We start from the raw sequence: 14,135 nt of genomic DNA on the forward strand, positions 1-14,135 counted from the left end.
GGCTGTTGCGGTGAACCCTAGCGCCTTGATTTCGCCAGGGGGAGGACCAGCCGCACATCGGCACCCCCGCCAGGACGGTTCATCGCCTCCAGCCGCCCGCCCAGGCGGCGGGCGACGTTGCTGGCAAGGAACAGGCCGACACCGTGGCCAGCGCCCTTGCCCGAATGATAGAGCTTGCCGACCGACGCGAGCTGGCTTTCGGTGAACCCGCGCCCCCGATCGATCACCGAGATGGTGAGTTCGTCGGCATCGCAGGTGGCGACCAATGCCGCGCTGCCGGGCGACGCCTCGGTGGCGTTGTCGAGGAGGTTCCACACGGCCTGGCGCAGCGAGGGGCCGGCAACAACCGCCGCATCGCCCAAACCGTTCAGGTCGACGTCGAGAGGGCCACTGGCAAGCGTAGTGCGCCACTCCTCCACGATGTCATGAAGAAAGGCGCGAGCAGCGACGCTTTGCATCGCCTCGCCGCGTGGCTCGCCGGCGGAATGGAGAATGTCCGTGACGATCGCCTTGCAGCGCTCCACCTCCGCCTGCATCTCCGCCAACTCACCGGCGAGTTCGGGATCCTGTGCGATTTTGGGCAAGCGCCGCCAATCGCTGAGGATCACCGCCAAGGAGGCGAGCGGCGTGCCGAGTTCATGCGCCGCGCCACTGGCAAACAGGCCGATGCGCACGATCCCATCCTCTTCCGCCGCGCGCTGCCGCAGATCGGCCAGAAAGGCGTCGCGCGCGCGCAGGTTGCGGCTGATCCGGGTGACGAACATCGCCAGCAGCGTGCCGCTGAGCACGAAGCTGAGCCATGCGCCGAGCGCGTTGAGATCGCCAATGAGCGGCTCGATACTGGGGGGAAAATCAAGCGGACGGCTGTCGGCGGCGAGCCCGGCGTAACAAACGGTGGTGAGGACGACCAGCACCCAGACCGACCAGGTTTCCAGCAGGATCGCGCCAAGCACCACCTGGATCAGGTACAGCGACACGAACGGGTTGGTGGCACCGCCGCTAAGCGACAATTGCGCCGTGAGGGAGCCGACGTCGAACAGGAGGCCGAGCATCAATTCGACGTTGGTGACGCGATCCCGGCTGAGCAGCACGAAGCTTACGACGTTTGCGAAGACCTGAAGCGCGATCACCACCAGCATGGGGAACAGCGGCAGCTTCACCCCGAGAAGAAAGTGAACCACCAGGATCGTGATCAACTGGCCAGCGACCGCCATCCAGCGCAGCTGAAGCAGCTGGCGCATGTTTTCGGCGGCGGTGGAATCGCGCGATGAACCGGCCTGCGCCACGGATCGACGCGTGAGCGCGAGAAGGGGCGAATCCATCATCGCCTTTTGCGGCCCGAGCGCATCACCATCACGCTGCCTCCAACGCTGAGCAGTGCCAGCGCGAACCATGTAATGGCGTAGGACAGGTGATTGTTGCGGAACGCGATCACGGTCAGCCCGCCGATCGGGAAACCACCCGGGTTAGCCGTGCTGTCGGCATCGATGAAGAACGGCACGATCGGGCCAAGGTCGCGCGCCCGGGCGATGGCGGCAACGTCGCGGGAGAACCAGCGATCCGCGGCCGGATCGTTGCTGCGCAGAAAGGCGCCGCCCGGCTCCGACGTGCGCAGCAGTCCGGTGATGGTGACCCGCCCGGCGAGCTGGGCAGCGCTTCGGCTGGCGGGATCGCGGCGCTCATTGGGTACGAAGCCCCGGTTGACCAGGATCAGCGGGTGGCCTGTCGCGCGCCGGAAGGCCGGTTCCGGATCCGACAGGCGCATGGGGGTCAACACCCACCAGCCCGCGCCGTGCACGGTGACAGCCTGAACCAGAGTCTCGCGATCGTGAAGAAAGCGGCCGGTGATACGCACCCGCCGGTACGCCAGATCACCGCCCCATTGGGACGGCGGGGGCAGGGGAGACGGGGCGGCGTGAACCCGCGTCTCCACCTTTTCAATCAGATCGAGCTTCCAGGCACGGCGCTCGACCTGCCAGAACCCAAGTGCCGTGAACAGCGCCGCCAGCGTCAGGCAGACGCCGACGAACGCATAACGCCGCATCACATGCCCATGCCGTCCATCGGCATCATGTTGCTGTTCAGGTGGAACATGATCCACAGCGAACCCGCAATCACGATCGCGATGATGATCACGGTGAAGATGAAGGCGAGCAACGTCCAGCCGCCCTCCGCACGCGGATTGAGATGCAGGAAGAAGAAGGTGTGGACGATGATCTGCACGAAGGCGAGGGCGACGACGATAATGGCGGTCGCCTGCACGCTGGCCAGCGCGCCCGTCATCACCAGCCAGAACGGCACTGCCGTCAGCACCGCCGACAGCAGAAAGCCAATAACATAGCCGCGTCGCGAGCCGTGGCCGTGGCCGCCATCAGCCGGCGGCGCGTCATGGCCGTGGTGGTCGTGACCGTGATGGCCGTGATCGTGCGTATTGGCGCGGGGGTGGGAGGCGCTCATCGCAGGACTCCGAGCAGGTAAACGAAGGTGAAGACGCCGATCCAGACGACGTCGAGCAAGTGCCAGAACATGCTGAGGCACATCAGGCGGCGGCGGTTTTCCATGATCAGACCGCGCTGACCCAGCTGGACCAGCATCACCACGATCCAGATCAGGCCGCTGAACACATGGAGGCCGTGCGTGCCGACCAAGGTGAAGAAGCCGGACAGGAAGGCGCTGCGCATGGGCGTGGCGCCTTCATGGATCAGCTCGGCAAACTCGTAGAGTTCGATGCCGATGAACGCGGCGCCGAACAGGCCGGTGATGGCAAGCCACAACTGAGTGCCACGGACGTTGCCTTGCTCCATCGCGATCATCGCCATGCCGCAGGTGATCGAGGAGATCAGCAGCATCGCCGTGTTCAGCGCGACCAGCGACAGATCGAAAATCTGTGCCGGGGCAGGGCCGCCAGCATAGCTGGTGCTGAGCACGCCGTACGTGGCGAACAGCGTGGCGAAGATGAGCGCGTCGCTCATCAGGTAGATCCAGAAGCCCAGCATCGTACCGCCGGAGCTGTGATCGTGATGATCAGCCTCCGTCTGGTAGAAGATGGGCGGGGCGGCATCCGCCCCGGCCGTCCGGTTCGCTTCCTCCACGGTGGGGGAATGGGTCGTCATGTCAGGCTCCCGCCAGCGCGTGCTTGCGTTCGTTCTCGGCCACTTCCTCGGCCGGGATGTGATAATCGCGGTTGTAGTTGAAGGTGTGCGCGATGCCGTAGCCGATCATGGCGACAAAGCTCACCGCCGCCAGCCACCACATGTACCAGACCATGGCGAAGCCGAGCACGGTGGCGAGCGCGGACAGGATCACGCCTGCACCGGTGTTGCGCGGCATGTGGATCGGCATGAAGCCGCTCTTCGGGCGCTGGTGGCCACGCTCCTTCATGTCGTGCCACGCATCGAGATCGTGCACGACGGGCGTGAAGGCGAAGTTGTACGCCGGCGGGGGCGAGCTGGTCGCCCATTCCAGGGTACGGCCGTTCCACGGATCGTCACCGACGCGAAGCTTGTCACGGTTGATGATGCTGACCGCGATCTGGATGACGAAGGCAGCAATACCGATCGCGATGATCGCAACGCCGATCGCGGCGATGACGAACAACGGCTGCAAGGTCGCGTCGTCGAGGTGGCGCAGGCGACGGGTGACGCCCATCAGGCCAGCGACGTACATCGGCGTCCAGGCGACCCAATAGCCGATGACCCAGCCCCAGAAGTGGATCTTGCCCCAGAACGGATCGAGCTTGAACCCAAAGGCCTTGGGCCACCAGTAATCAATGCCGGCAAACAGGCCGAACACGACGCCGCCGATGATCACGTTATGGAAGTGCGCGACCAGGAACAGCGAGTTGTGCAGCACGAAGTCGGCCGGCGGGATCGCGAGCATCACGCCGGTCATACCGCCCACCACGAAGGTGAGCATGAACGCGACGACCCACTGCATCGGCAGCTCGAACCGGATCTGGCCACGGTACATGGTGAACAGCCAGTTGAAGATCTTCGCACCCGTCGGGATGGAGATGACCATCGTCGCGATGCCGAAGAAGCTGTTGACGCTGGCGCCCGAGCCCATGGTGAAGAAGTGGTGCAGCCACACCAGGTAGCTCAGGATCGTGATGACGACCGTGGCATAGACCATCGACGAATAGCCGAAGAGCCGCTTGCCCGTGAAGGTCGAGGTGACTTCCGAATAGATGCCGAAGATCGGCAGGATGAGGACGTATACCTCTGGGTGGCCCCAGATCCACACCAAGTTCCAATACATCATCGGGTTGCCGCCGAGATCATTGGTGAAGAAGTTGGTGCCGACGTAGCGATCCAGCATCAGCATCGCGAAGGCGGCGGTGAGGACCGGGAAGATGGCGATAACCAGCACGTTGCTGCACAGCGCCGTCCAGCAGAACACCGGAAGCTTCATCATCGTCATGCCGGGCGCACGCATCTTGATGATCGTGACCACCATGTTGATGCCCGAGAGGGTGGTACCGATGCCGGCGATCTGAAGCGCCCAGAGATAATAATCCGGCCCGGTATCCGGGCTGTTCTGGAGGTTGGCGACCGGCACGTAATTCAGCCAGCCGCCGCGGCTGAACTCACCGACGAACAGCGACACCATGACGAGCGCTGCGCCCGCCGCCGTCAGCCAGAAGCTGAAGTTGTTGAGGAACGGAAAGGCGACGTCGCGGGCGCCGATCTGCAACGGCATCACATAGTTGATGATGCCCACCACCAGCGGGATCGCGACGAAAAAGATCATGATCGTACCGTGGGCGGTGAAGATCTGATCATAATGATGCGCGTTCAGATAGCCTTCGTTCGCGCCGAACGACATGGCTTGCTGCAGGCGCATCATGATGGCGTCGGCAAAGCCGCGCAGCAGCATGATGATGCCCAGGATCATGTACATGATCCCGATCTTCTTGTGGTCCACGCTGGTGAACCACTCGGTCCACAGATAGCCCCACAGCTTGTACTTGGTCACCGCACCGACGATGCCGAGGCCAAGCAGGACGACGACACCGAAGGTCACGAGCAGAATTGGCTCATGGATCGGGAAGGATTCTAGACTGAGACGACCGCATATCGTCTTCAGGACGGATTCGTTGAACATCGAGGGGCTCCGGCGGCTCAGCCGCGCGCCGCGCGGGCATGACCCGTCGCGGATGGCAGGGAGAGGAAGGTGAGGTCGCGGTTACGCGGCGAGTCAGGGTCGGTCGTGCCTGGCGTACCGGGCTGGCGCGGCTTGGAGTTGTGCGGCACGGGCGTGATCTCGTCCGTGTCCTTCATCAGCCCGCCCTCCGGCTTTTCGCGCGGCAGCGACTGGCGGCCGGACGGCATGCCTTCGCCGGCCTTCATCGGATGCGGCTTGCCGCCACCACCCGCCGCATGGTCGCGGGCCATGATCTCGCTCATGCACGGCGTGCCCGGGGTGACGCAGCGCTCATATGCGCGCTGGAAGAGGCTCGGATCGACACTGGCGAAGTGCATGACCGGCACCTTCTCGCTGGGCTTTTCCAGCTTCAGATAGTTGGCGGTATCCAGAGTCGCGCCGCGGCCCTTCACCTCGCCCACCCAGCGCGCGAAGCCGGCATCGTCCAGCCCGCGCAGACGGAAGCGCATGTAGGAGAAGCCGGCGCCGCTGTAATTGGCGGACATGCCTTCGAAATCGCCAGGACGGTTGAGCACGGCGTGCAGCGTGCTGCGCATCCCAGGCATGGTGTAGATCATGCCCGCCAGCGTCGGCGCGTAAAAGGTGTTCATCATGTTGCTGGACGTCATGTCGAAGCGGACCTGCCGATCGACCGGGAGCGCCAGCTCGTTCACCGTGGCGATGCCGAGTTCGGGATAGATGAACAGCCACTTCCAATCGAGCGACACCACCTGGACCAGCAGCGGCTTCTGCTTCGGATCGACCGGCTTCGTCGCGGAAATGCGATTCAGCGGGCGGAACGGATCGAGCAGGTGCGTGCTCGACCAGGTCAGCGCGCCAAGCGCGATGATGATCAGCAGCGGCGCGGACCAGATGACGAGTTCCAGCGACGTCGAGTGATCGAAGTGCGGATCGTAGGTCGCATCCTTGTTACCCGCGCGATACCGCCAGGCAAAGACGACCGTCAGGATCATCACCGGAACGATGATGAGCAGCATCAGCGCCACCGACGCGTAGATCAGGTTGCGCTGCTGAAGTGCGATATCGCCTGCCGGATCGAGCACGGCGCCCTGGCAACCGGCAACGAACAGCAGGAGCGGAATCAAAGCCGCACGGGCAAGCCGTGCCAGCGGGGCGGGATGGTCGGGCATATGATGCGCTCCTAGGCCGAGTCCGCGGGGCGCTACATTGGACAATTTGTCCAATCCCGTCACTAGCGTGCCTCCGGCACAGGCGTGTATTGATGAACCCCGACGCGGGCCAACCATTATTGCACGGCGGATTGCCGCGGGAGCATGACGAATGACTGCATCAACCACTGCGGCGGACTCGACGCCCCTGGAGCGTGACGCACGGCTGGTGAATGCGCGCCACAAGGAAATCGCCCCCGGTGAGATCGCGATCGGCGTGATCATCGGCCGCACCAGCGAGTTCTTCGACTTCTTCGTCTATGCGATCGCGTCGGTCCTCGTGTTTCCGAAGCTGGTGTTCCCTTACGTCGATGCCGTGACGGGGACGCTGTATTCGTTCGCGATCTTCGCGCTCGCCTTCCTGGCCCGGCCGTTCGGCACCTTGCTGTTCATGTGGATCGACCGCGTTCACGGGCGTGGCACCAAGCTGACCATGGCGCTGTTCCTGCTGGGCGGATCGACCATGGCGCTGGCGCTGTTGCCCAGCTACGCCCAGGTGGGAACGCTCTCGGCGCTGCTGCTGGCGCTGTTCCGCATCGGCCAGGGCGTGGCACTGGGTGGCGCATGGGACGGCCTGCCGTCGCTTTTGTCGCTGAACGCACCGGAGGAAAAGCGCGGCTGGTACGCGATGATTCCGCAGCTTGGCGCGCCGCTGGGCTTGCTGGTGGCATCGTGCCTGTTTGCCTATTTCCTCGCGATCCTGACGCCGGCGGACTTCCTGAGCTGGGGTTGGCGCTATCCGTTCTTCGTGGTGCTGGCGATCAACGTGGTGGCCCTGTTCGCGCGGCTGCGACTCGTTGCCACCCCGGAGTTCGAGCGCCTGTTCGAAAGCCGGGAGCTTCAGCCATCGCCCGCCTTCGCCACCATGTTCCGCGAACGGCGTACGATCGTGCTGGGCGCGCTTGCTCCGCTTGCCAGCTTCGCGTTGTTCCACCTCGTCACGGTGTTCCCGCTGTCCTGGGTGATCCTGTACGCCGGGGAGGAGCCGGTGCGGTTCCTGGGCATCGAGGCGCTGGGCGCAGTGATCGGCCTGTTGGCGATCCTCGCCTCCGGCGTGATCGCGGACCGCGTCGGCCGGCGCGCCGTTCTGGGTGTCTCGGCAGCGCTGATCGCGGTGTACAGCGGCTTTGCGCCTCGGCTGCTCGGCGCTGGTGAGGTCGGCGAAGCGATTTACATGCTGGGGGGCTTTGCGCTGCTGGGCCTCGCGTTCGGCCAGTCCTCGGGTGCGGTGAACAGCAACTTCCCGCCGGAGAGCCGCTACACCGGCGCAGCGATCGTCGCCAATGCCGCCTGGGTGATCGGTGCCGGCTTCGCCCCGTTGGTCGCTCTGTTCCTCGCCAGCCGTTTCGGCCTGTGGTCGGTCGGCCTGTACCTCTTGTCCGGCGCGGTCTGCACGCTGGCGGCGCTGGCGATCAACAAGGAGTTCGGCCGCCGCGCCGCCTGAGGCGCGGGGTCGCTACCCGCCGCTCAGGCGCCGTGTGCGGCGCGTGAGCGGCGACAGGCTTGTGCCGCAGCATTGGGACCGCGCCTGATCGGCGCGATTTCTTCTTTATGCTGTGCGGCTGGTAGCCGGTCCACGAAGCTGCCCGACACGCATCCAGGCTGGCACGGTCTTAGCCCGTTGAGAACGCTTGCTTTCGCCGCGCCAGCGGCTCGGGCTAGCGCGTGGATCAGTCGGCCGCCGGGTCGTCCTGCTCGTCGATCATGCGCGCGCCGATGTGGCGGACGCCGCGCGCGCGGGCGAGCGTTTCCTGACGGTGGCGCTCCGCAAAGCGGCGGCGCTGCTCGTCGTCATGCTCGGCGTGGCAGGCGGGGCAGCTGACGCCCTCCACATAGAGATCGGATTGGCGGTCCTGCGGGCCGACCGGGCGACGGCAGGCGCGGCACAGAACATGGCTGCCCGGCGCCAGATCAGGCGTCACCGCGACGCGTTCGTCAAACACGAAGCATTCGCCGGCCCAGCGGCTCTCGTCGGCGGGTACTTTCTCCAGATAGTTAAGGATGCCGCCTTCGAGGTGGTAGACCTCGTCAACGCCCTCAGCCTTCAGAAAGGCCGTTGCCTTTTCGCAGCGAATTCCGCCGGTGCAGAACATCGCGACCTTGGTTCCGTCAGCGATCAGCTGCTCGCGATTGGCGCGAAACCACTCGGGAAAGTCACGGAAGGTACGCGTGCGCGGATCGATGGCGCCGGGAAAGGTGCCAATCGCAACCTCATAATCGTTGCGCGTGTCGATCACGATCGTGTCGGGCCGCTCGATGAGGGCGTTCCAGTCCTCCGGAGCCACATAGGTGCCAGCGTCGCGCGCCGGATCCAGTCCGGGCTGGCCCATGGAGACAATCTCTTTCTTCAGCCGGACCTTCATCCGGTGAAAAGGCATCTCCGGCGCCCAGGCATATTTGACGACGAGCCCCTCGCAGCCCGGCAATGTGCGAAGGTGGGCGATGACCACTTCCAGCCCGTCGGCAGGGCCGGCGATCGTGCCGTTCAGCCCCTCGCTCGCCAGCAGCAGCGTGCCGGCAATGCCATTGGCTCGGCAAACTGCCTCGATCGGAGCGCGCAAGGCGACGGGATCGTCGAAGCGAGTGAACTGATAAAGGGCCGCGGTGCGGAAAGGCTGGGTCATAGGTTGCCGGCAGGAGAACGGGAGGGGCGCTCCGAAGAGCGTTGGTAGCCCCCGCCGTTCATCAATGGTGCGGTCGAGAAGACTCGAACTTCCACGTCCTTTCGGACACAACGACCTCAACGTTGCGCGTCTACCAATTCCGCCACGACCGCACGTGATGTCCGCCGGGCTGGGCCGGCGGCTGGCAGGAGCGCGCCCCTAGCAAGGGTTCCAGGGGCTGGCAATGGGGCTTTGGTGGTTCTGCGCGAAAAGATTGCGATTTCGCATGTTGGCGCCCGCTTTTGTCCACCCCGGCCGCCAGACGCTCATTCGGCCGGGCGCCCCTTAGTTGCCGTCTTCCCCGACGAAGCTCAATTCCAGCTTCTTGGAACTGGCGGGTACATCCAGCTTGGCCGAATTGAAGTCGATCGCGCTCTTGGGCGCCAGCGTGCGCTGCTGCGGAATGATCGTCCAGGTGAAGACGATCCGGTTCTGCGCGTCACGCAGGTCTGCGCGGATATCGGGTACCCGCTGGCGCTCGTTCGACGGGTTCAGCACCTTGCCGCTGACCGCAAACAATTCGCTGCCGTTGCTGATCTCCCGCCGCTCGATCGGATTGTCGATCAGGCGAAGCGGTGATTCCTGCGGCCCGAACGACAGGCCGAGCTGCGTCGCAAGGCCGGGAGCGCTGGTCCACAGGATCGCGCCGACGGCGACCAGCATCAGCAATGCCGCCAGCACCGCCGCGATGGTCCAGCGGCGCGCGGGATTGACGCGGGCGCGCTTGCGAGGCGCGGGGGCGGCGCTCTCCGCGGAAACCGCTGCGGCGGGCGTGGTCGGCCAGGGAAATGGGTTGACGCTCGCGCCTGCCGTGCCGGGGGCCGCAGCGCTGACGAACGACGCAACCGGAGGCGTCTCCGCTTCGGCAGGGCGCGCCGCGTCGGAAGTAGCGGACACCGCGCGCTCCACCGCCGCTGATGCGGCTGCGTGTTCGGCTGCCGCCGCCGGGGGCGGCTGGTCAGACGCGTACCCGGCGGGCGGCGCCATCTCCGATGCGGCGGCGGTGATCGCCTCCACCGCTCGGGCGTCGGGCTCCTGATGCCAGCTGTGCCGGCACTGGGCGCAACGAACCGTCCGCCCTTCCGCGCTGATCGCGGTATCGGGCACCAGATATCGGGTGCGGCATTCGGGACATTGCAGGATCATCGCGGGGCGCTACCGGCGGGTGAACGGAAGGGCTGAAGCCATCGCGAATCTAAACACGGCCCTTGCGCTGCATGCAAGGGAAGGTTGAAGCATCAAGGTGCATCGTGCGATGGCGCGTGCGGGGCATCAGCGGGTAAAGGACGAACGGCGCCGCAATGGCGAATATCGTGCAGTTCGAAAATGTGGGGCTGCGCTACGGCAACGGGCCGGAAACGCTGTCCGACATCAGCTTCGCGCTGGCGCCGGGATCCTTCTATTTCCTGACGGGCGCGAGCGGGGCGGGGAAGACGTCGCTGCTGCGCCTGCTGTACCTCGCGCAGCGCCCTAGTCGCGGGATCATCCGGCTGTTCGGCGAAGATGCCGTCACCATGCCGCGCGGCCGCCTGCCGGGATTTCGCCGGCGCATTGGCGTGGTCTTTCAGGACTTCCGGCTGGTCCCGCACCTGTCAGCGGCAGACAATGTCGCACTGCCGCTGCGCATTGCCGGGATGCCGGAGGCGGAGATCGCGGAGCCGGTGAGCGAAATGCTGGCATGGGTTGGGCTTGCCGACCAGGCCGATGCGCGGCCGGAGACGCTGTCGGGTGGCGAGCAGCAGCGCGTGGCAATCGCCCGCGCGGTGATTGCACGCCCGGAGATGCTGGTGGCGGACGAGCCGACCGGCAACGTCGACCCCGAAATGGCCGAGCGATTGCTGCTGCTGTTCGATTCGCTGAATCGGCTTGGGACAACGGTCGTAGTGGCGACCCACGACATCCATTTGATGCAGCGCGTGTCCGGTGCGCAGATGATGCGGCTGGTGAAGGGGCGCCTGCAGGATCCGACCGGTACCCTGCGGCACCCGCCGGCTCGGGAGCCGGCATGAACCGCGTCGTGATGACCCGGGCAGAGCGTACGCGCCGCGTGCTGGACGAAGCGCGCGGGGTGCGGGCGATGGTGTGGATCATCGCGATCATGCTGTTCCTGACCGTGCTGGGCGCGGCGCTGGGGCTGGCGACCCGCAATGCGGCCGATGCGCTGGAAAACCAGCTGGTTGGCCGCGCAACGGTGCAAGTGGTGGCGAGCGATCCCAAACGCCAGGAAGCGGAGGCGGCGCGAGCGCTGGCAGCGATGCGCGGGCTCCCGGAGGTTCGCAGCGCCGAGCCGGTGGATCGCGACGAGCTGGCAGCGTTGCTGCGGCCATGGCTGGGCGACGACAGCGCCGATGCCGACCTGCCCGTGCCGGCCATGATCGATCTTGAGCTGGCGACGGAGGGACCGGCCGCATTGTCGCGGGTTCGCGCCGCGCTGAACCGGGTTGCACCCGCAGCCCGCGTTGACGCACAGGAAGCGTGGATGGCCCCTGTTGCCGACTTCCTCGATCTGGTGGTGCTGATCGCGCTGGTGCTGGTGGTCCTTCTGGCCACCGCCACGGCTGCGGTTGTCGTGCTCGCGGCGCGAGCAGGCTTGGATGCCCATCGGCACACCATCGAAGTGATGCACATGCTTGGTTCAACCGATGTGCAGGTCGCGCGCCTGTTCCAGCGGAGGATCGCCCGCGACGCCGGCGTCGGGGCCGCGATCGGCAGCCTTGCGGCTATCGCGATGCTGTTGCTGGTCAGTGCGCAGGCGACGGAGCTTGGATCGGAGTTGCTGGGGCAGGCGAGCCTTGGACCATCGGGCTGGGCGATGTTGGGGATGCTGCCGATCGCTTTCGTGCTGCTCGCGGCGCTGGCAGCACGCTTCACCATCACCCGCGCGCTGGAATCCGTGCTGTGATCGCGCGGCTGATCGGACTGGTGGCCGTTGCCTGGAGCCTGGGCTTTGCCGCTTTCATGCTGACGCTGGCCCAGCCTGCTGATCCGCAGCTGACCACCGACGCCATCGTGGTGCCCACCGGCGGGCCCGGCCGGATCCCGCGCGGGCTGGCGCTGATCGAGGGCAAGCGAGCGAAGCGGATGCTGGTTACGGGCGTCGCCACCGGATTGCGCAAGGCGGATCTGGCAGCGGCAAACGGCCATGAAGCGGCGATCGCTTGCTGCGTCGATTTGGGGCGCGAGGCGGTGGATACCCGCTCCAACGCCGAAGAGACCGCGCGCTGGATGCGCGAGCATGGGTACAAATCCGTGCGCCTGGTGACATCCGACTGGCACATGGCCCGCGCGCGCATGGAACTGGGCGCGACTCTGGACAGCGACGTCCGCATTTATCGCGACGGCGTTCCAGCGGAGCAGCGTCTAGGACGGCTGGTGAACGAGTATAACAAGCTGATCCTGCGCCGGATCGCGTTGTGGGCGGGAATTGGCTGATGTTGAACTGGCTGCGATCGATCATCTACCAGATCGTCTTCTACACCGGATCGGTGCCCATCGTATTGGGCGTTGCACCGGCCGCGCTCTTTGGTGAGCGGACGGTTATCCATCACGCGCATCGCTGGGCGCGTTTCCAGCGCTGGGCCGCGCGCCACATCCTTGGCATCACGACCCGAGTGGAAGGAACGGTGCCCGAGGGGCAGTTCCTGTTCGTGGCCAAGCACCAGGCGATGTACGAAACCACTGAGCTGCAGCTGATCCTGGGCGGGCCGGCAATGGTGCTCAAGCGTGAGCTGGCGCAGATCCCGGTGTGGGGCTGGGCGACGCGCAAGTACGGATCCATGGCGGTTGATCGCGAAGCGTCTGCCAAGGCCTTGCGCCAGTTGATGGCCGAAGGCGCCGCGCTACGTGCAAGGGGGCGTTCGGTGATCGTTTATCCCGAGGGAACGCGCGTTGCGCCCGGGGAAACGCCGCCACTGCGATCAGGCTTTGCCGGGCTGTACAAGGCGCTGAACCTGCCTGTGGTGCCAATCGCGCTGGACAGCGGGCGTTTCCTGCCCCGGAAGGGGGCCAAGCGGCCTGGCGTGGTCACGATGCGGATCGGCGAACCCATCCCGCCGGGGCTGCCGCGTCGCGAAGTCGAGCAGCGGGTTTGGGAAGCGATCAACGCGCTGGAGCTGGAACGCGCGCGCTGATCGTCCGGTATGGCGATGCGGTCGTAGAGAGAGCCGCAGACGGAAAGGCGATCAGTCGTGCTTGCGGCCGAAGTCCGCCGCCGCATCGTCCTGCCCCTGATCGACGATCGAGCGACGGATCGTGCGGGTACGGGAAAACAGATCAAACAACGTGTCGCCATCATCCCAGCGGATCGCCCGCTGAAGGTGCGAAAGGTCTTCGCTGAAGCGCTGAAGCATTTCCAGCACGGCTTCCTTGTTGGCGAGGAACACGTCGCGCCACATCGTCGGATCTGAAGCCGCAATACGCGTGAAATCGCGAAAGCCGCCGGCGGAAAACTTGATCACTTCGGACTGGGTGACCTCAGCGAGGTCGTTCGCCGTGCCGACGATGGTATAGGCAATGAGGTGCGGCAGGTGGCTGGTCACGGCCAGCACGCGATCGTGATGATCGGGCGCCATGATTTCCACCATGCTGCCCAGCCGTCGCCAGAATTCGGCAACCCGCTCCGTTGCGACGGGGTCACCGTCCGCGACGGGGGTGACGATGCACCAGCGGCGATGGAACAGGCTGGCGAACCCGGCCTCCGGCCCGCTCTGCTCAGTGCCTGCAACGGGGTGTGCCGGAACGATGGTCCTGCCCGGCAGAGCCGATGTCAGCGCCCTGACGACCTCGGCCTTGCAGCTGCCGACATCGCTGACGATCGCATCGGCGGGCAGGTCAGCGGCCATCTCGATCGCGACGGCCCCCATCGCACCGACCGGAACGCACAGGATCACCAGTTCCGCATCGGTCACGGCAGCGCCGACTGTGTCGGTCACATCGTCGACGATCCCCAGCCGGTCCGCACGAGCGCGCACGTCGGCGTCTGCATCATGGCCCGTCAAGCGAACGGTCGGCATGTGCTGCCGCACCGCACGCGCAACGGAGGAGCCGATCAGGCCAAGGCCGACGATGGTGACGCGGGCGAAAGGAAGCATGTCGATTTGTGCCTAGTGCCTGTGTGCCGTCGCGCTTCGGGAAGCGCGAC

The 14,135-nt window shown here is 65.6% G+C and carries 14 protein-coding genes and 1 tRNA gene; 5 read left to right on the top strand and 10 right to left on the bottom strand.

All coding sequences use genetic code 11. The annotated features are described in order from the left end of the window. Nucleotides 1-17 precede the first annotated feature (17 nt). Genes LQ954_RS10390 through cyoA form a run of 6 tightly spaced genes read right to left on the bottom strand, consistent with a single transcriptional unit; the run spans nucleotide 18 to nucleotide 6,293 of the window. Nucleotides 18-1,322 (bottom strand): ATP-binding protein, encoded by a 1,305-nt coding sequence (locus LQ954_RS10390; protein WP_227771666.1) that lies wholly within the window; start codon nucleotides 1,320-1,322, stop codon nucleotides 18-20. Further along, nucleotides 1,322-2,044, bottom strand: a complete 723-nt coding sequence (locus LQ954_RS10395; protein ID WP_231022987.1) for an SURF1 family protein — start codon at nucleotides 2,042-2,044, stop codon at nucleotides 1,322-1,324. Before LQ954_RS10395 ends, LQ954_RS10390 begins: the two co-directional genes overlap by 1 nt. After that, nucleotides 2,044-2,457: a cytochrome o ubiquinol oxidase subunit IV gene (gene cyoD, locus LQ954_RS10400; RefSeq protein ID WP_231022988.1), complete on the bottom strand. Its 414-nt coding sequence runs from the start codon at nucleotides 2,455-2,457 to the stop codon at nucleotides 2,044-2,046. Before cyoD ends, LQ954_RS10395 begins: the two co-directional genes overlap by 1 nt. After that, on the bottom strand, nucleotides 2,454-3,113 hold the full coding sequence (cyoC, locus tag LQ954_RS10405) for a cytochrome o ubiquinol oxidase subunit III (RefSeq protein ID WP_231022989.1): 660 nt from the start codon (nucleotides 3,111-3,113) through the stop codon (nucleotides 2,454-2,456). The genes cyoD and cyoC overlap by 4 nt, the downstream gene beginning before the upstream one ends. Nucleotide 3,114: 1 nt before the next feature. Continuing rightward, nucleotides 3,115-5,103, bottom strand: a complete 1,989-nt coding sequence (gene cyoB, locus LQ954_RS10410; RefSeq protein ID WP_231022990.1) for a cytochrome o ubiquinol oxidase subunit I — start codon at nucleotides 5,101-5,103, stop codon at nucleotides 3,115-3,117. Between the two features lie 17 nt (nucleotides 5,104-5,120). Beyond that, the gene (gene cyoA, locus LQ954_RS10415) at nucleotides 5,121-6,293 is read right to left on the bottom strand and encodes a ubiquinol oxidase subunit II (RefSeq protein ID WP_231022991.1); all 1,173 of its coding nucleotides are present in this window, start codon (nucleotides 6,291-6,293) and stop codon (nucleotides 5,121-5,123) included. A 151-nt stretch (nucleotides 6,294-6,444) separates the two neighbouring features. On the opposite strand from cyoA, the gene LQ954_RS10420 reads away from it, so the two are divergent. After that, nucleotides 6,445-7,776: an MFS transporter gene (locus LQ954_RS10420; protein ID WP_227771660.1), complete on the top strand. Its 1,332-nt coding sequence runs from the start codon at nucleotides 6,445-6,447 to the stop codon at nucleotides 7,774-7,776. A 226-nt stretch (nucleotides 7,777-8,002) separates the two neighbouring features. On the opposite strand, the gene trhO is transcribed toward LQ954_RS10420, so the two are convergent. The 3 genes from trhO to LQ954_RS10435 form a co-directional block, all read right to left on the bottom strand. Further along, nucleotides 8,003-8,956 carry an oxygen-dependent tRNA uridine(34) hydroxylase TrhO gene (gene trhO / locus LQ954_RS10425; RefSeq protein ID WP_231022992.1) on the bottom strand — a complete coding sequence of 318 codons (954 nt, stop codon included), beginning with the start codon at nucleotides 8,954-8,956 and terminating at the stop codon, nucleotides 8,003-8,005. A 65-nt stretch (nucleotides 8,957-9,021) separates the two neighbouring features. After that, a tRNA-Leu gene (locus LQ954_RS10430) sits at nucleotides 9,022-9,108 on the bottom strand. Between the two features lie 172 nt (nucleotides 9,109-9,280). Further along, a complete protein-coding gene (locus LQ954_RS10435; protein ID WP_231022993.1) occupies nucleotides 9,281-10,141 on the bottom strand; it encodes a zinc-ribbon domain-containing protein in 861 nt (286 codons plus the stop codon). A 155-nt stretch (nucleotides 10,142-10,296) separates the two neighbouring features. On the opposite strand from LQ954_RS10435, the gene ftsE reads away from it, so the two are divergent. The 4 genes from ftsE to LQ954_RS10455 are packed head-to-tail and all read left to right on the top strand — an operon-like array spanning nucleotide 10,297 to nucleotide 13,125. Next, nucleotides 10,297-11,004 (top strand): cell division ATP-binding protein FtsE, encoded by a 708-nt coding sequence (gene ftsE / locus LQ954_RS10440; RefSeq protein WP_227771657.1) that lies wholly within the window; start codon nucleotides 10,297-10,299, stop codon nucleotides 11,002-11,004. Continuing rightward, nucleotides 11,001-11,897: a cell division protein FtsX gene (locus LQ954_RS10445; protein ID WP_231022994.1), complete on the top strand. Its 897-nt coding sequence runs from the start codon at nucleotides 11,001-11,003 to the stop codon at nucleotides 11,895-11,897. The genes ftsE and LQ954_RS10445 overlap by 4 nt, the downstream gene beginning before the upstream one ends. Further along, nucleotides 11,894-12,427, top strand: coding sequence for a YdcF family protein (locus tag LQ954_RS10450; RefSeq protein ID WP_227771655.1), 534 nt, complete (start codon nucleotides 11,894-11,896; stop codon nucleotides 12,425-12,427). Before LQ954_RS10445 ends, LQ954_RS10450 begins: the two co-directional genes overlap by 4 nt. Further along, nucleotides 12,427-13,125, top strand: coding sequence for a lysophospholipid acyltransferase family protein (locus LQ954_RS10455; protein ID WP_321576553.1), 699 nt, complete (start codon nucleotides 12,427-12,429; stop codon nucleotides 13,123-13,125). Before LQ954_RS10450 ends, LQ954_RS10455 begins: the two co-directional genes overlap by 1 nt. A 51-nt stretch (nucleotides 13,126-13,176) precedes the next feature. Here the strand turns inward: LQ954_RS10455 and LQ954_RS10460 are convergent, their stop codons facing one another. Continuing rightward, on the bottom strand, nucleotides 13,177-14,085 hold the full coding sequence (locus tag LQ954_RS10460) for a prephenate/arogenate dehydrogenase family protein (protein WP_231022995.1): 909 nt from the start codon (nucleotides 14,083-14,085) through the stop codon (nucleotides 13,177-13,179). Nucleotides 14,086-14,135: the final 50 nt, after the last annotated feature.

This window comes from Sphingomonas sp. IC-11 (genome assembly GCF_021043365.1).
Taxonomy (GTDB): Bacteria; Pseudomonadota; Alphaproteobacteria; order Sphingomonadales; family Sphingomonadaceae; genus Sphingomonas.